Annotated in this window: 15 protein-coding genes; 3 read left to right on the plus strand and 12 right to left on the minus strand. The window is 44.7% G+C overall.

The features are described 5' to 3' along the window. Positions 1–235: hypothetical protein (locus H9626_RS14880; RefSeq protein ID WP_225230924.1), on the plus strand; the 235-nt coding region annotated here is incomplete at its 5' end. A gap of 183 nt (positions 236–418) precedes the next feature. Here H9626_RS14880 and H9626_RS07625 read toward each other — a convergent pair. The 9 genes from H9626_RS07625 to H9626_RS07665 all read right to left on the minus strand — a co-directional run bounded on the left by H9626_RS07625 (position 419) and on the right by H9626_RS07665 (position 12,447). Beyond that, positions 419–1,315, minus strand: coding sequence for a YitT family protein (locus tag H9626_RS07625; protein ID WP_178257638.1), 897 nt, complete (start codon positions 1,313–1,315; stop codon positions 419–421). A gap of 110 nt (positions 1,316–1,425) precedes the next feature. Then, positions 1,426–4,260 carry a leucine--tRNA ligase gene (gene leuS, locus H9626_RS07630; RefSeq protein WP_191710110.1) on the minus strand — a complete coding sequence of 945 codons (2,835 nt, stop codon included), beginning with the start codon at positions 4,258–4,260 and terminating at the stop codon, positions 1,426–1,428. 1,030 nt (positions 4,261–5,290) lie between these two features. Continuing rightward, the gene (locus tag H9626_RS07635; RefSeq protein ID WP_191710111.1) at positions 5,291–5,689 is read right to left on the minus strand and encodes a rhodanese-like domain-containing protein; all 399 of its coding nucleotides are present in this window, start codon (positions 5,687–5,689) and stop codon (positions 5,291–5,293) included. Between the two features lie 3 nt (positions 5,690–5,692). Beyond that, entirely contained in the window at positions 5,693–6,340 is a 648-nt protein-coding gene (locus tag H9626_RS07640; protein ID WP_178255567.1) for a NigD1/NigD2 family lipoprotein, read from the minus strand. Continuing rightward, positions 6,337–7,491, minus strand: a complete 1,155-nt coding sequence (locus H9626_RS07645; RefSeq protein ID WP_178255568.1) for an acyltransferase — start codon at positions 7,489–7,491, stop codon at positions 6,337–6,339. The genes H9626_RS07640 and H9626_RS07645 overlap by 4 nt, the downstream gene beginning before the upstream one ends. A gap of 39 nt (positions 7,492–7,530) precedes the next feature. Further along, a complete protein-coding gene (locus H9626_RS07650; RefSeq protein ID WP_191710112.1) occupies positions 7,531–8,505 on the minus strand; it encodes a D-alanine--D-alanine ligase in 975 nt (324 codons plus the stop codon). Next, entirely contained in the window at positions 8,502–9,572 is a 1,071-nt protein-coding gene (locus tag H9626_RS07655; RefSeq protein WP_178255570.1) for an RluA family pseudouridine synthase, read from the minus strand. Before H9626_RS07655 ends, H9626_RS07650 begins: the two co-directional genes overlap by 4 nt. Positions 9,573–9,592: 20 nt before the next feature. After that, positions 9,593–10,243, minus strand: a complete 651-nt coding sequence (locus H9626_RS07660) for a PASTA domain-containing protein (RefSeq protein ID WP_178255571.1) — start codon at positions 10,241–10,243, stop codon at positions 9,593–9,595. A gap of 446 nt (positions 10,244–10,689) precedes the next feature. Next, the gene (locus H9626_RS07665) at positions 10,690–12,447 is read right to left on the minus strand and encodes a membrane dipeptidase (RefSeq protein ID WP_178255572.1); all 1,758 of its coding nucleotides are present in this window, start codon (positions 12,445–12,447) and stop codon (positions 10,690–10,692) included. Between the two features lie 84 nt (positions 12,448–12,531). On the opposite strand from H9626_RS07665, the gene H9626_RS07670 reads away from it, so the two are divergent. After that, positions 12,532–13,452 carry a phosphate acyltransferase gene (locus tag H9626_RS07670; protein ID WP_191710113.1) on the plus strand — a complete coding sequence of 307 codons (921 nt, stop codon included), beginning with the start codon at positions 12,532–12,534 and terminating at the stop codon, positions 13,450–13,452. Positions 13,453–13,461: 9 nt separating this feature from the next. Then, positions 13,462–14,520 (plus strand): butyrate kinase, encoded by a 1,059-nt coding sequence (gene buk / locus H9626_RS07675; RefSeq protein ID WP_191710114.1) that lies wholly within the window; start codon positions 13,462–13,464, stop codon positions 14,518–14,520. Between the two features lie 85 nt (positions 14,521–14,605). Here the strand turns inward: buk and H9626_RS07680 are convergent, their stop codons facing one another. The 3 genes from H9626_RS07680 to H9626_RS07690 form a co-directional block, all read right to left on the minus strand. Next, positions 14,606–15,682 (minus strand): linear amide C-N hydrolase, encoded by a 1,077-nt coding sequence (locus H9626_RS07680; RefSeq protein ID WP_438616943.1) that lies wholly within the window; start codon positions 15,680–15,682, stop codon positions 14,606–14,608. 96 nt (positions 15,683–15,778) lie between these two features. Then, positions 15,779–16,483 (minus strand): M48 family metallopeptidase, encoded by a 705-nt coding sequence (locus H9626_RS07685; RefSeq protein WP_191710116.1) that lies wholly within the window; start codon positions 16,481–16,483, stop codon positions 15,779–15,781. Between the two features lie 4 nt (positions 16,484–16,487). Beyond that, on the minus strand, positions 16,488–17,774 hold the full coding sequence (locus H9626_RS07690; protein ID WP_191710117.1) for an alpha-l-rhamnosidase: 1,287 nt from the start codon (positions 17,772–17,774) through the stop codon (positions 16,488–16,490). Between the last annotated feature and the right edge of the window lie 315 nt (positions 17,775–18,089).

The following is an 18,089-nucleotide window of genomic DNA, read 5'->3' on the forward strand; positions in this document are numbered from 1 at the left end:
GCTTTCGCTCCCGAAAGCGGGTGCAAAAGTACGCACTTTATCCGATTCCGCAACACACTCCACACACTTTTTTTCATATTTTTTTGATATTTGTGGGAAATATGCTGTAAAACAGGGTTTTACAACGGAAACTTTTTGGAAGGGAAGCCGAGAAGAAGGAAAAACCGCACATCTATATATACGGGCGTACGCGGTTACATTTATTTATGCGGCACAAACACGGAGAAATTTCTAACCGAAAGGACGGGAATTTCTATTCGGAGCGTCACCTATTCCATGCGGTAGAAACAGGCAACGCTTCGGCTTGCGTTTTTGGGAGTGAGAAAATAGGGCATAAAAATACCTCTTTGGTGAAAAAAAGATTGCTTTCTCACCAAAGAGGGCAGTAATAATGTGTGAAAAAATTTCTGAGAAGACTTTATTTTATCTTCAACTGGTCGAAACCTTCGCCATATACACCTACCACATTGCTTTGCGAAATAAACGCATTGGGGTCGATATCTTTCACCAAACGGAATATATCAAGCGACTCTCTTTTCTTTGCCAACACCACGATTACTTTTACTTCTTGCTTGCTGTACCATCCTTGCCCATCGAGCAAGGTTACGCCACGGTCTACTTTTGTTGCAATGGCTTCGGCTATTTTTTCGTACTGCTTCGAAAAAATAAGGAACTGAACCGACTGACGGGCACTGTTTACCACGTAGTCAATCACAATGCTCATAACAAACAATACACAGAAACCGAACAATACCCGGCGCCAATCGTGAAAGATTAGGTAACAAGACGAAATTATCACAATATCGCAGTACATCATCATCCGCCCCAGCGTAATGTCTTTGTACTTATTAATAATCCAAGCAATGATGTCGGTTCCTCCCGTGCTTCCGTTGTTACAAAACACAATCCCAAGTCCGAAACCCAACAGTCCTGCTCCTATCACACACGCCATGAAATCTTGTCCTTCACCAAGCAAACGAGGAAGTTTCCCGTCGTCGTCTTTCAAAATCATTTGGAAGAACCAAAGCAAGAAAGTCAGCATAAAGATGGCATAGATGGTTTTAACGCTGAATTTCGGTCCTAATATCTTCAAGGCAAAGCCCAAGAACACGGCATTGATAATAAAATAAGAAATCTGAATTTCGACACCCGTGGCGTAATAAATGATTGCCGCAATACCGGTAACGCCACCCGTTGTTATCTGATAAGGCAACAGAAATGCCGCCCACCCGATGGAGTAACAAATCAAACCAAAGGTAATGGCAAGGTAATCTCTTGACTCCCGCCCCAATTTTTTTCTTAGTAATGCTTCCACGTTTTATTGACATTAAGTTATACGAAACGCAAACGGGGATTACACAAACTTACGATATTGCTTTTGACCGTATCATTCGTGTAACCCCCGTATGCAAGAATACTTATTTGTTAAAGTACAATATTAACAATCTTCTTAGGAACAATAATCACTTTCTTCGGAGTTTTTCCGGCAATCCATTTCTGTGATTGTTCTTCGCTCATTACTGCCGACTGGATGGTATCGTTATCTGCATCGGCTGGAAATTCCATCACAAAACGCGCCTTTCCGTTGAAAGAAATAGTATATTTCACCGTATCTTCTTTCAGATAAGCTTCATCGTAAGCAGGCCAGTGTGCGTCGCATACCGAAGTAGCATTGCCCAATGCTTCCCAAAGCTCTTCCGCCAAATGGGGAGCAAACGGAGCCAGTACGACAATCAGGTTACTCAATACGGCTTTGTTACGACACTTCAGCGACGTCAGCTCGTTTACGCAAATCATAAACGCACTGACCGATGTGTTGTAAGAGAAGGCTTCGATGTCGCCTGTAACCTTCTTAATCAGCTTATGAATGGCTTTCAGCTCTTCTTTAGTAGCTTCGCCTTCTGCCGGCAAGAAGTTATCCTGACGATCGTAGAACAGATTCCAAAGTTTCTTCAAGAAACGGTGAACTCCATCTATACCGTTCGTATCCCACGGTTTTGACTGTTCTACCGGGCCGAGGAACATTTCGTACATACGCAGTGTATCGGCTCCATATTTCTCAACAATCATATCGGGGTTTACTACGTTATACATCGACTTACTCATCTTTTCAACCGCCCATCCGCAGATATACTTGCCGTCTTCAAGAATAAATTCGGCATTGTTATATTCCGGACGCCAGTTTTTAAAGGCTTCCACATCCAACACATCGTTTGATACGATATTTACATCTACATGGATGGGAGTAACATCGTACTCGCCTTTCAAGCCGAATGAAACAAACGTGTTGGTGTCTTTTATACGATAGACAAAATTACTGCGTCCCTGAATCATTCCCTGATTAATAAGTTTCTGGAAGGGTTCTTCGGTGATGCTTACGCCCAAATCATGTAAGAACTTATTCCAGAAGCGAGAATAAATCAAGTGACCGGTAGCGTGTTCGGTTCCTCCCACGTAAAGGTCAACACTCTGCCAGTAACGGTCTGCCTTTTCCGAAACCAAAGCCTCGTTATTATGCGGATCCATATAGCGCAGGTAATATGCACTTGAACCGGCGAATCCCGGCATGGTATTCAGTTCGAGCGGGAATACAGTCACATTATCTATCTTAGCGTTTTCAACCACTTCGCCTTTTTCTACATCCCAAGCCCACTTGGTAGCGTGTCCCAACGGCGGTTCACCCGTTTCGGTGGGTAAGAACTTGTCTACTTCAGGCAGTTCGAGCGGCAATTTGCTTTCGTCGATCATGTAAGGCATACCGCCTTTGTAATAAACCGGGAACGGTTCGCCCCAATAACGCTGCCGACTGAAGATGGCATCGCGCAGGCGATAATTTACTTTCACACGTCCCAAGTTATGCGCCTTTACGTATGTTTTGGTAGCAGCAATCGCCTCTTTTACAGTCAGTCCGTTCAGATTCAAATCACAGTAAGGCGTAACTCCGGCTTTCGGTGAGTTGCAAACGATGCCTTCTTTCGCATCGAAACTTTCTTCGCTTACGTCACAACCTTCTATCAACGGAATAATCGGCAGATTGAAATGTTTAGCAAAAGCATAGTCGCGGCTGTCGTGTGCCGGAACAGCCATAATCGCTCCCGTTCCGTATCCCGCCAATACATAATCGCTAATCCAAACGGGAACAGCTTCGCCCGTAAACGGATTAACGGCATACGAACCGCTGAATACGCCGGTTACACGACGGTCGGAGATTCGTTCGCGTTCGGTACGTTTTTTTGTCCGGTCAAGGTAAGCCTCTACCTCTGCTTTCTGAGATTCGGTAGTCAACAGCGGAACCAGCTCACTTTCAGGAGCCAATACCATAAACGTTACACCGAACATCGTATCGGCACGGGTAGTAAAGATGGTAAATTCCAAATCGCTGTCTTTTACCTTGAAGCGTACTTCCGTACCCTCAGAGCGACCAATCCAGTTACGCTGGGTTTCTTTCAAAGATTCCGTCCAGTTGATCGTATCAAGCCCGTCAAGCAAACGCTGTGCATACGCCGACACGCGCAAACACCACTGACGCATTTTTTTCTGCACCACAGGATAACCGCCACGCACCGATACACCGTCTACCACTTCATCGTTAGCCAATACCGTTCCCAACTGCGGACACCAGTTTACCATCGTTTCACCCAAGTAAGCAATACGGTAGTTCATCAAAGTCTCCTGCTGTTCTTTTTCAGTCTTAGCTTTCCATTCATCAGCCGTAAAACTCAGTTCTTCACTGCAAGCAACGTTCAATCCCTCTGTTCCCTGCTGTTCAAAGGCAGCCACCAACTCAGCGACAGAACGAGCCTGCTGCTTGTCGTTATCATAATAACTGTTGAACATTTTCTGGAATGCCCATTGCGTCCAATGATAATACCCCGGTTCGCAGGTACGGATTTCGCGGTCCCAGTCGAAACAGAACCCTATTTTATCTAATTGCTCGCGGTAACGATTGATATTGGCAGCGGTCGTAATAGCCGGGTGTTGTCCGGTTTGGATGGCATATTGCTCAGCAGGAAGTCCGTAAGCATCATACCCCATCGGATTCAGAACGTTGAATCCTTGCAGGCGTTTGTAACGTGCATAAATATCGCTGGCAATATATCCCAACGGGTGTCCTACGTGAAGTCCGGCTCCCGATGGATACGGGAACATGTTCAAAACATAAAATTTTTGTTTTGATTCGTCCTCAGTAACTTTATAAGTACGATTTTCCACCCATTTTTGTTGCCATTTCTTTTCTATCTCTCTGAAATTATATTCCATAATGAGGGTTTTATTTAATTGATTTTTACGTATTTCTCTCAAATTTCTGCAAAGATAACAAGACTTCGGGAATAAAAGGAAGTAATTTTGAATTAAAAGTTAGCGTCTGCTTTCGATTTTATCTGTTTTCCCTGATAATTCTAAAAAATTCTTTTTGCTCTTGAAAGGGGTAAACAAACTCTAAACAAAAAAACGGAAAAACTCCGCAAGCTCATTAGTGTGGATGAGAGAGTTTTGATGAGGAAATAAACTAACGAAAATTCTTGCGGAGTTTAAAACCGGAGCATTCCTTCTGGCTATTTTCCGCCAACCCGAAAAATAAAAAGCGGCAGAGCATTTGCCTATTTGCTGGAGAGGGAGTCGAAGCCCTTTATGCACAAACAGGAAACGCCCTCCGCAGATATATAGGGAAGGACGTAAAACTGTTTCGTGTGCATAGAAATTATTTCGACTTTTCTCCGGCACGGAATCAGCTATACGTTACTTGTCAATAAAATTAATCTTCGCTCGAAAAACCGCACAAAAATATATATTCTACTTTTAAAATGCTATTTTTTATCAGACTTTTTTAGTCTGTTCTAATTTTATCCGGATTTTATTTAAGAAATTCTTGCTATCGGCTCTTCTTTACTTAGAGCCTGTTTAAATTTTCCGATTAAGTATTTTTATCCGCCCCTTTTTGAGTTTGTTTCCGATCTGTTTCCCCGTTTTTACTCGTCAGATAGACCGCTATCATCCTCGAAACAATTCTCAAACCGCAGGCAGAGCAAAATTTAAACAGGTTCTTATTTATTCGCAGCTGCATTTTTTAAACTATTTTAATACTAATTGCAGTCTGAACCCGCATTAAAACGCTACCGTTAGTGTCACTCATCTTATGCGGTAGCGTTGACCAACGCTTCCCATAGAACCGACCGATTCTATGGGAAGAATTTTTCAAACGTTTCTATAAAACGTAAGAACCTTAAAATAAAGTTGTTATAAATTCGACTTACACTAAGTCTCAGAAGATAGATTAATTTTTTTTAATCTATCGCTCAATGTTTTTTCCTAACTCTTTCCAGTTGTCGAAACCTTTATCCAAATTGTATACTTCAAAACCTTTTTCGGTAAGAAGGCGTGCGGCATTCCGGCTCCGGCGTCCGCTTTTGCAATAAACAGCTACGGGACGTGCCTTATCTAACAGCTCATCGGCATTCATCGAAAACTTGTCATCCATCACATTGATATTCAAACTTCCTCCGATGTGTCCTTCCGAATATTCGGCAACCGTACGGACATCAACACACTGAATATTCTCGTCTTCGATCAGGCGTTCGAATTCATCGGCAGAAAGATTCTTGAAATTATCTTTTGCCTTGTCGCTACACGCATAAAGAAAAAATGCAAAAGCACATACGAAAAGCGTAAAATAAATGGTTTTTATCATATCTCAGTAGGTAAATGTATAGGTAGAAAATCCTTTTTCGTAGGTATTTATCTGTAAAGCTATCGTATCGCCCGACCGGAGTTTGTCTTTATATCCCCGCAGAGGAATGGAGAGATAAACCTCGCGTGTGAAAGCCTCGTAATCGTCATTGCGATTATGGTAAAGGGTAAGATGAAGCGTATTTGCTCCGCCTTCTTCCGTTATTCCGTAATCGGCAAAGTGAAAAGCGTGGTTTTTATCTTTCACCATGGGTTTCAGAATCAAGTTGATGTAATCGCCCGACCGCCATACGCTCCGAACATCAAGCGGATCGGTTACAACTCCTTCGGTAAAACTCTCGGCAGGAAGCGGGTCGAGCGCCATTATCAACTGGGCAGAATAAAGATATACTTCGCCCGACTCGGTTAAAGGCTGATAGACGGAAACGGTCCGATAAAGCGAATCGGGTGTCAGTCCGTCTAAACCTTCCCGTGGCTGAATGGTATATACTTCACCTTCATCGGTAATCAAACGCGATAGAACTCCTTCGCTGTCGGTCTGCCCGTCGATAAATTCGGTCACGACACTGGGATACACGTAATCGTCTTCTTTACACGACACCCCTACAAGCAGAGTGAGGCACAACAGCGGAAGAAGGTATTTCAGTTTCATTCTTCGACAGCCTTCTGATGATTAATAACAGGATTGGCATACATCACCAGCATCCGCTCGCGCAAGAATGCCTCGTCTTTATTCGGAATGTCAATCATATCCAACTTCTTTTGCAGGTAAGTTTCGAAGCGCAATTTGTCATCTGCCGTATAATGCGACGCAAATGTATCCGTCCCATCCAGCAAGTCGCACGCCACGTAATTGCCCGGATAAAGACGATAGTTGCGATGAATATGCAAATCTATCAAATGAGACACTTTAGCGAATACCTCGGTCTTCGGCAGTCCGCGGAATGCTTCCAACTCGTTGCTTATACATTTTGCCGCATGAAAATGGACGTGTCCTTTATAGCCAAAGATACCTGTCTGCATATTGAGCAAATCGTCTGCTTGACTTTTCTTATAACCTTCCACATCCCGTTTCAACTGCATTTCCGTAGCTTTCAGATAATCGCAGGGGTCGTATTCGTAAGAAAGAGCAAGCGGAACAATATTCAACTCCTTCAAACGGTCGATGACATCGCCCGTTCCGCCCAGCACAAGCATTTTCAACACACTGTCTTGCGTACGGTCGTTTGAGTCTTTCGCCCGTCCTTCCCGTTGGGCAATCCAAACATTTTCTCCTTTCTCCGTAACGGCAAAATGAATGTAACGCGACAAACGGGCAGATGCTTCCAACATTTGCCTCATACTGAGCGCACGCTGCACGATAAACGATTTATTGATACGTACTAATTTCTTTATCCACGGATAAATCAACAAGTTATCGCCAATGGCTATTTCTACGGTATTGGGGAATCCGTTATCAAGCAATCCCACCGAAAGAAATCCCGGATCGAGTACAATGTCACGATGATTCGAAATAAACGTATAGTTGCATGTTTTATCTGTCAGTTGCGAAGCATCCAGTTCGAAACCATCGCTATGCTGACGGATAATCTGATGAAGCAGTTCGTAGAAAAAAGTTTTCTGTATATCCAGACTGGTTTTACATTGTTTCAGTTGCGCCGCCAACGCCTCTACCGGTACACCCGGCATGACGCTTTCTATCGCTTTTCGGAAGTCAGGATCGGCAATCAGTTCTTCGCATATTCCCTGAAGTTCGTCAGGATTATAAGGGCGAATGTCGTCAAACTCGGCAGGTATATTCATAGCTTGATTAGTTTGGTGATATTGCAAATATACGAAATTTTAAAAACAATCTTCAATAATATCCGTCATAACATCTTTCATGCTTAATCCGGCAGCACGTACTTGCTGGGGAATGAAGCTGGTAGCAGTCATGCCCGGCGTGGTATTTATTTCAAGCAGATTAATTTTTTCACCTTCGGTAATGATATAATCCACACGTACCAGCCCTTTGCATCCCAATATATCATAGAGAGCAGAAGTAAGTTTCTGCACACGCCCGGTCAGTTCGTTGCTGAGACGTGCGGGAGTGATTTCGGTTACTTCGCCGTTATATTTGGCATTAAAATCGAAAAATTCATTCTTGCTTACCACTTCGGTTATCGGTAACACCACGGTTTTTCCCCCTGCACGGTAACATCCGTTTGCCAGTTCGATACCGTCCATGAATGCCTCAACCATTACGTCGTCCGACTCTTCGAATGCCTTTTGCAATGCCGGCTGGATTTGTTCCTTTGTTTTTACTTTGGTTACTCCAAAGCTCGAACCGCTGGCATTGGGTTTTATAAAGCAAGGCAAACCTATTTTTTCGATAACGTCTTCGTCGCTGATGCCATGACGTTTGTTGACCAACATTGATTCGGCAACACGTATTCCGAATCCTTTCAGGTATTGGTTTAATGTAAATTTACTGAACGTAAGTGCCGATACCAGTACATCACATGTAGAATAAGGAATATCCAACAACTCGAAATAGCCTTGCAGGATGCCGTTCTCGCCCGGTGTTCCGTGGATGGTGATGTAAGCGAAATCGGGTTTTACCTTCTTACCGTTTTCCGTAAAACTGAAATCGTTTTTGTCGATGGCGGCACGTGTCCCGTCAGGCAACAGAGCTTCCCAACTCTTTTTTGTCAGCTCTACGATATAAAGATTATACTTTTCTTTGTCGATGAAAGAATAAATTCCTTCTGCACTTTTCATCGAAACACCGTGTTCCGATGAGTCTCCTCCTGCTACAATAGCAATGGTACGTTTCATAATTCTTCTCTATTACTGATATACGTTCTCCATCGCTCCAACAAGCGTGTCATGTCATCGGGCAGTTCGGAAGTGAAAAACATTTCTTCACCCGTGCGCGGATGTACAAAGCCCAACGTCTTGGCATGAAGCGCCTGACGGGGACAGATGTCGAAACAGTTATTTACAAATTGTTTATACTTACTGAAATGGGTTCCCTTCAATATTTCATTGCCGCCGTAACGTTCGTCGTTGAACAGCGTATGCCCAATGTATTTCATGTGAACCCTTATCTGATGGGTACGCCCCGTTTCAAGCACACATTTTACCAGTGTCACGTAACCCAAACGCTCTAATACTTCGTAATGCGTCACGGCATGTTTGCCCTGTTCAGGGTCTGCCATCACCGCCATTTGCATACGGTCTTTCGGATTACGTCCGATGTTTCCCACGATGGTGCCTGTATCTTGCTCCATGTTTCCCCATACCAGCGCATTATACTCGCGCTTGGTAGTCTTGTTATAAAACTGTAATCCGAGGCTTGTTTTCGCATCGGGAGTTTTAGCCACTACCAGCAGGCCGGAAGTATCTTTGTCGATACGATGCACCAATCCCACTTGGGGGTCGTTGGGGTCATAGGTAGGAACATCGCGCAGATGCCATGCGATGGCATTGACCAGCGTACCGTGATAGTTACCGCATCCCGGATGTACCACCAGTCCCGCAGGTTTGTTTATAACCATCAGGTCGGCATCTTCGTAAACAATGTCTAAAGGAATGTCTTCGGGGATAATGTCATTGTCGTAACGCGGACGGTCCATCATTACGGTCAACACATCTTGCGGCTTTACCTTATAGCTACTCTTCACAGGCTTTCCGTTCGCCATTACAAACCCGTTGTCTGCCGCCGTCTGGATACGGTTGCGTGAAGCATTGACGATGCGCTCGAACAAATATTTGTCGATGCGCACCGGGGTTTGTCCTTTATCCACCACCACCCGGAAATGTTCGTACAGTTCGGGCGACTCACTTACCGGTTCAATATCGTCAAACGACTCATCCAATTCGTCGATATAATCTTCTGCCATGAATGTACGTTTATAATCGGTTAGAACCAAGAATCATCTACCTGAGGTTTTTCTCCGGAATCAGGAGCCAAGTCTAACTGAAGCTGGGCAGAGTCTACAGTGAGCGAATCGCGCAGCACGATACTCCCCACGCATAACGTCAATAACGCTTCGTGAGGCACTTTATCTCCCGCCTTCAAAGAGCTGCCCCGATATTTGATGCCGTAAATCCAGTCTTGCTCGCCGGGTACAAGCTCCGGCTCTGTCAAACGGAATCCCATTGCTTTCAGTTTAGCTTCTGCCTGACGGAAAGAACTGTTATCAATCAGGTCGGGCAGTTTTATGAGCGGAACATCGGTTGTAGTAACGGTAAGATAAACCGTTCTTCCCTCTTTCACGCGCGACCCGCTTATGGGTTTCTGTTCCAACACCACCCCGTCGGGCATACCTTTTACATAAACAGAATCTATGATGGTACTTTTGAAAAGCTGGTTTTTCAGTGTTTTTTCTGCTTCGCTGATGGTTTTGTTTTTCACATCGGGCACCACATACGACTCGCCGTGATGTGTGTAGCTGTCAAGCCACAATAGCGTACCCCATGCCGCTCCGACAATAACCAGAATCATTCCGGCCAGATTGAGCCAGAAGAAGCGGTTCTTTTTAAAAGAAAAAAACTCTTTCAGTGTTATCATTTTACATACTGTTTGGAAGTTTGGGCAAAGATACAACTTTTTGTATATATTCCTCTGACTTACCTCCAGAAGATTCATTCAGAGGCGATTTTAATTTTATTTACGCACTTGGAAAACCAATGAAACACAGGCTCAAAACGCAACCGTTAGTTTTGGGTAACTTATGCGGATAAACCTTCCGGTTCTACCCGAAGCGTTCACCTGCTTTCCGAATAGAATTTTTCAGCCCTCAAAACAGGGGAAATTTCCCGTATATAACGGCTAAAAAACTTAGAGCCTTTTTCTTAATTTTAACAACTTAACCTTTAAAGCATGTTATAAAACAAGGTTTTGACATGGAAATATTTGCAGCATAACCGAAAGTCAGTATCTTTGTACTGTGTTTTTCATAGTATTAGATTTAAGGTTAACAAAAGGTTGGAGTACAGCGGTACTCCTTTTTTTATTTATATGCGTTGGACTTCTTCCATCACACGCAAGAAATTACCTCCCCAAATACGCTGAATGTCTGCTTCACTATAGCGCTCTAAAAGCAAACGGCGCGTAAAATTTATCAATTCCGATGAATCATTACATCCTATGATGCCTCCATCACCATCGAAATCCGTCCCTATTCCTACATGCTCTATTCCCATAATATTAACTATATGGTGCAGGTGTTCGACGGCATCGCAAATAGTAGCCGGAACGTCCGACCGTAAAAATCCTCCATATAAACAGACTTGAACTACACCTCCTCGGCGAGCGATGGCCCTCAACTGTTCATCGGTAAGATTCCGGGGATGCTCGCATAACGCACGGCAAGATGAATGAGAACACACGACGGGAGTACGGCTTATTTCAAGCGTTTCATAAAAACTGCGTTCCCCGGCATGAGAAAGGTCGACCATCATCCCCACGCGGTTCATCTCACGTATTACCTGTTCGCCAAATTCACTTACCCCCAAACCTTCATCATTATAACGCGCAGAGCCGCAAATATCGTTGTTTCCGTTATGGCACAAAGTCATATATACTACTCCCCTGTTTCGGAAACGCTCTACGTTACGAATATCTTTCCCGATGGCGTATCCGTTTTCAATCCCCAACATAATGGCTTTCTTCCCTGCCTTTTTCAGCCGGTACAAATCGGCAGGAGTGCGTGCTATGTCTACCGCCGTACAATTATTGGCTACCATTTCTTCAATGTCGTTCAGCAAACGGTCGGCTTTTGCCGTAGCTGCCAGCAATGCTTCATCCGTCCGTTCTTTCTGAGGAATATAAGCCACCATGATAGTAGCGTCTTGCCGTCCTTCGGTCATTTTGTGAAGGTCTACTTTTATCTTCTCGTCGCGCGTGGCAAAATTAATGTTCTGACCGAAAAACATGGGTGTGTCACAATGCGAATCCAGTGTAAGTATCCGCTCATGCAGGCGCTTGGCTGCACGGAAAGATTTGGCTTCGCGGATAAACCAGCCGAAGAGCGGCATCATACACTTGTCACCGTTCAGGATGAAACATTCGGGATGCCACTGAACCCCCAACATTGATTTGTATTCTGTACTTTCAATGGCTTCTATCACGCCGTCGGCAGCTCTTGCCGAAACACGGAATCCGGGAGCCGGCTCTGCCACCGCCTGATGGTGAAACGAATTGACCGGCAACGTTCCGGTATTCATGATTCGGGAAAGCAGACTGTCCGGTTCGATATTTACCGTATGCGAAGCAAACGCCCGGTCCATATCCTGACTGTGCTTGAGGTGCATTCCCTCCATTTGTGCATCTATGTCTTGATACAGTTTTCCGCCAAAGGCTGCATTCATAACCTGAATCCCCCGGCAAATACCTAATATAGGAATCTGACGGTTGGCAGCAAGACGGGTGAGCAGTAATTCCTGACAGTCTCGGTAAGGGTTAATATTATGTAATTCTTTTATCGGTTCTTCTCCTAAATAAAGCGGATTAATATCCGCTCCCCCTGTCAATAGAAGTCCGTCCAGATTATCCAACAGATTTATCAAAATGTCAGTATCCTCGAAGGGCGGAATCACAAACGGAATACCTCCTGCTTTCAAAACGGATGTATAATATCCCGAAAGCAACATTAAAGTTCCGTCATTGAAATTTCCGGTAATTCCGATAACCGGATGGTCGGTATGATTTGGGAAGCGGTTATGAAGCGCAGCATACGATTTGTTTATATCAAACGTGCAAGATGTTTTCATAAGTTAAATATTGATTGGAAACTATACAAAGATAGAGATTAATCCGGATTAATTTCCCATATTTGTTTAGGAAATCTAATGATTATGGAATTAATTGGAACGCTATCTCAGTTGGTAAACGCTCTGCGCTCGCGCGAAATTCGTAGGCGGGTAGCGGTAGTTTGTCCCAACGACCCACATACAGAATACGTAATAATAAGAAGTCTGCGCGAAGAAATAGCCGAATATCTGTTAGTAACTGATGTTGCACACCGGGAAGCCGCTTATCATATCCGTTCGGCATCACCCGACTTTGTACGGATTTACGAGACCGCTACCCCCGACGAAGCAGCTGCATACGCCGTACAACTGGTACGTATGGGCGAAGCAGATATTCTGATGAAAGGTCTTATCAATACCGATAACCTACTCCGTGCCGTATTGAAAAAAGAAGACGGACTATTGCCTGCGGGAAGCGTGCTGAGCCATGTAACCGTAGCTCAAATTCCGTTATACCATAAATTGCTTTTCTTTTCGGATGCGGCGGTAATTCCACGCCCCACGCTGGAGCAATATCGCTCCATGATAGCCAATGACATTGCACTGTGTAAAAAGTTAGGCTGCGAAGAACCCCGTATCGCATTGATTCATTGCACGGAAAAAATCAATGAAAAATTTCCTCACACGCTGAGTTATGTGGAGTTGAAAAAGGAAGCCGAAGAAGGCAAATTCGGCAATGTATTTATTGACGGGCCAATGGATGCCAAAACAGCGTGTGACAAACACAGCGGAGAAATCAAAGGGTTGTCATCGCCCGTAGTGGGAAATGCGGATGTATTGATTTTCCCGAACATCGAATCGGGAAACACTTTTTATAAGACGCTCTCGCTTTTCGGCGATGCGAATATGGCAGGAATGCTGACCGGAACCATCGCTCCCGTAGTTGTTCCTTCACGCAGCGATTCGGGCAACTCAAAATATTACAGTTTGGCATTGGCTTGCTTGGCAAGCACTCAAAATGATTAAAATCTATTTATGAAAAAGATACTTGTAATTAATCCGGGATCAACTTCGACCAAACTTGCTGTTTATGAAGACGACAAGCAGGTGTGGCGCGAAAGTATTTATCACTCTACGGAAGATTTGGCACACTTCCACCACATCAATGAACAATATGAATACCGCCGTACGCATACGCTTGAAGCATTAGAGAAAGCAAATATCGCTTTAAAATTTGATGCTGTCATTGCTCGCGGGGGAATGTTGAAGCCTACGCCGGGGGGTGTATATCGTATTAACGAACGTATCAAGCATGACCTTTGGCATTCGACAATGGAACATGCTTCAAACCTTGCGGCATGGATTGCCGACGACATAGCTTCTGCCGTAGGATGTCCGTCGTTCATTGCCGATCCGGTAGTGACCGATGAATTGCGTGATATTGCCCGCCTGACGGGAATCCCTGAAATACCGCGCATTTCCGTATTTCATGCTTTAAACAGCCGGGCGGTTTCCCGTCGGTATGCTGCCCGAATCGGACGGAAATACGAGGACATGAACCTCATTGTTGCTCATTTAGGAGGCGGAATTTCTGTCAGTGCGCATCATTACGGAAAGGTAGTAGATGTTAACAATGCACTGAACGGAGAGGGTCCGTTTAGTCCCGAACGTGCGGGAACTATTCCTGCACGCCAATTAGTTGACCTGTGTTTCAGCGGGAAATATACGCATAAGAAACTTTGTAAGATGCTGAACGGACGCGGAGGACTGGTGGCACACTTGGGTACGACCGATGTTCCTACCATCATCCGATGGGCACATGCCGGAGACAAAAAGCATAAACTTATTATCGAATCCATGCTTTACACTGTTGCCAAACAGGTTGGAGCCATGCACGTTGCGCTTCATGCACAGACCGATGCCATTATTCTGACCGGAGGCATTGCCCACAATGAATATTGTGTAAGCACCTTGCGCGAATGGTTGGAAAGCATAGCGCCTATCGTTGTAATGCCGGGAGAAGATGAAATGGGAGCATTGGCTATGAATGCACTTGGCGCATTAAATAACGAACTTCCTTTACAGGAATACTGATTTTTCCTGCAAACCAATCTTTTATACACAAAATCTGCCCGTACTGTAATAGATGCGGGCAGATTTTGTAACAGATTCTATTCAATCATTCATTCAGGAAAGTAACCGGCTGACGTTTTTCCGCATCCAACGGCACTACTTTATAGTGTACTTGTGAGAAGTCTATTTTCTTTAAATCGATACCTCGAATAGCACTATTATACATTGTGCGGTAATAAATTACACGGTTTGTTATGTCGGTAGCCGAAGTCCATTGGGTAGCACTTGGGATATTTGCCGGGATTTTACCATCGGCAAACTCTATACCTACCGGAATATCAAAGTTGTTTAATATCTGGAAGCCTTGAAGTACAGCGTCTGCACCGGTATCTTGTGTCGGAGCCGTCGACTGGTAGAAAGCAGCACGTACAAAGCGCGAAGGGGGAGTCACATCGCCGGGAATACCTAAAAACCCGCTGCCTGCTCCGAAGGATTTCAATTTCATCGTTCCCAGCTGTTGTCCGTCTGCACTACCGGGATACAAGTTTACGTAATTGTTCAGATTGGTCAACTGCCAATCAAAGCCCGGAGAATTGGTAAGTACGCCCAGTTCGTTTTCGTAAAAACAGAGTTTGCCGTCTACTATCTCTAATACGATTTGCCGTCCCGAAGGGTCTGCAAACCGCCAGTGTACGGTAGATGCCCGCGGGTCGACGGCTATTACCTGCACTTCCTTCAACGCCTGCTTTACCTCATCCACTGTTTTACAAGTAGCAAGCACAAACGACACTACCTGCAAGTCTGCCACACTCGTGGCTTTCAGTGACGGATTAAACGATTCGTAAGCTCCGTAACCGGGAAAATAAAACAGTCCGGCAGACAGTCCCGCTTCGTTCAGTCCTTCGGCAACAAATTCTTTTTGTTCTACGGCTAATCCTACATACCCGTAACGAGCTTTAAATTTCATTCCGTTTACGCCCTGAGGTGTGTACGATTGCTGTTCAAAACCTCTCGGAACAATGACATAGCGACTGTTTAAATCGCTTCCACCCCACTCGATGGTGCGCGCCACTACCCGAGAACTATCTTTTGCTACCAGCGTTATGCCTGTACATGCTTCTACGTTTCCTGCAAACAATAAACTCAACGACAAACATGCCGTAAGCAATAATCTGTTTTTTATATTCATATATTTTCCGTTTAAAGATTTAACAAACACAGAAGTTACAATGTTTAGAAACTGTCGTACATTTGTACGTTTAGAGCCTGTTTAAGTTTCTTAAAAGGCTGTACGGAATTTGCGTAACTCCGCACGCAGACGAAGCGATTGTCCTTCAGTGAAACTATCAAGCAGCTCCCAAAACCGAGGACCGTGATTCATCTCTTTGGTATGGGCAAGTTCGTGAAGAATGACATAATCCATCAAATGGGCGGGAACCAACATCAAATAACACGAAAGGCTGATGGTACGTGTACCCGAACAGCTTCCCCAGCGTGAGCGTGCTCCTGTTATCCGTACTTTATTATAAGTAAGTCTGAAACGTTCAGCCCATGTAGCAAGCAAGGGAGGCAGATAGCTTTCTGCCGCACGTTTCAAGGCACGGATAATCGCATTGTGCAGCAGTAGTTGTATTTCAGGAAGAGCGAAATCCGTACCCGGCGGACAGTATATCACCATCCCTTCTTCTGTATGACGGATAGTAAAACATTTCCATGAGCCGGGAGCCAAAGAAAGCCGGAAACATTCGGCTTGGATACGGTAATCAAAATCAATCCGTTTGGGTTTCACCTGAAGATATTGTTCCAACAAGCGCGCTCTGAACGGACGCAACGCTTCGAGTACAGCTTCCGTACGGCTTCGCGGAGGAACAGTCAGATACAATCCGTCCGGCTTGACACGCATTGTAATGTTACGGGCTCCGCGCCGGGAACGCAATACGATTTGCCCGAAATCGTCGTCTGCTATGATTCGCTTCGTAGCCATGACATCAAAATGAAAGAAATTCTAATACATATACCGGCGTAGTCTCTCCATCCACGGTTTTCTCACCGTCGCCCTGATGATTTTCCTGTACAAAAAGATGCAGTTTCTTCTGTTTTTTCCACAACTCCGTGTCTAAATTCGGTTCCCACGCATCCACTGAAAAGTCGGTCAAATCCCGTACCTCCCACTCACCTCGGCTCAAATCATCCGTACTGGCTATCGAGACCTTACCGCCTCGCTCCGCATCACGGAATATGAAATATGCTTTTCCCTCGTTTACCACAATGCGCGGACGAGAAATGGGAATCATTTTCGTACCGCCTCCTGCCAGAGAAAACGGAAGTTTCCGATCTGTAATCCGACTGTGATGCCATGCTTTTCCGTCGTTCCACACCAAACGATATTGCGGAACCCTGCTTCCCTTATCCCTCCAGTACGTAACGATATACGGATTTCCTTCTGCATCCGTACTCATGCTGGTTTGATTGATTAACTCGCTGTTCTGAGGTATGCGGCAGGCATATTCGGCATTGTCAAGACGGATGGGAAGTGTATATTTCCTGCCCGAAGAGGTATACCATGTTTTTCCTTCATCGGAAGAACGCGCATAACACAAATCATGATTGGTTTCAACCAACCACGTTTCACGCCACACCCACGAAAGATGAATTGTCCCCTTTTCATCAACATACAGTTGCCAGTAAGCGTTCCGCTGATTCTCGCCGTCTATCAACACGTCTTGCACGCGGCTCCACTCGCGTGTCTTCACATCATACCGGTTCATCACCAGATTACCGCGTCCGGAAGCTCCCGAACGATAGACAAACAGCAGATTACCGTCTGCAAAACGATAAAATTCCGGATACGTAACATCGGCTTCATCACGCCCTATCATCGGTTCTTTACTTCCCAACGTCAAACTGCCCGGCGAGATGCTTCGACAATAATTCAGTGCATTGCCGTGATGGTCGAAAGCCACGTGCAGATACCCCTCACCGTCTACCATCATGCTGATTACGTTATGCGCATCGGCTACGTTTCCCTGATACGGAGTGCGTTGCAGCGTCCATTCCGAAGTTCCCAACTGCCGTTTTCCCAACACTACATATCCTTCGCCATCGTAATAAGATATGTATTGCGTATCGCCGTCGGTAACAAGTGCATTGTTCCGAAACACAGCCGTATTAACCGAAGTTTTGCTATATCCATCGCCTACTTCAATCAAACGCTGAGCTGAGAGAGAAAAAGGAAAAATCAGCCCTACGATATATAAAAGGAAAACATGTTTCATACGATTCTAATCTATACGGTTCTTTTACAAAAGTAGGTAAAATTCACAGAATAACCTTGCTGTCACGCTGAAAATAAAGCCCGAAACGCTACGGGTAGCGTTGCTTATTCCATGCGGTAGAGTTGACCATTTCTATTCGAAAGACCGCCCGGTTCTACCGTTAGAATTTTTCAGACTTCCGACCGAAACGTAATAGTCTTAAAATAAGCTCTTTGTAAAATTGATACATCGGATGAATTTACCTACTTAAAGTACGGACATAAAAAAAGGAGTACCGCTGTACTCCAACCTTTTGTTAACCTTAAATCTAATACT

The sequence above is a fragment of the Phocaeicola faecium genome (genome assembly GCF_014837055.1).
GTDB lineage: Bacteria > Bacteroidota > Bacteroidia > Bacteroidales > Bacteroidaceae > Phocaeicola > Phocaeicola gallinarum.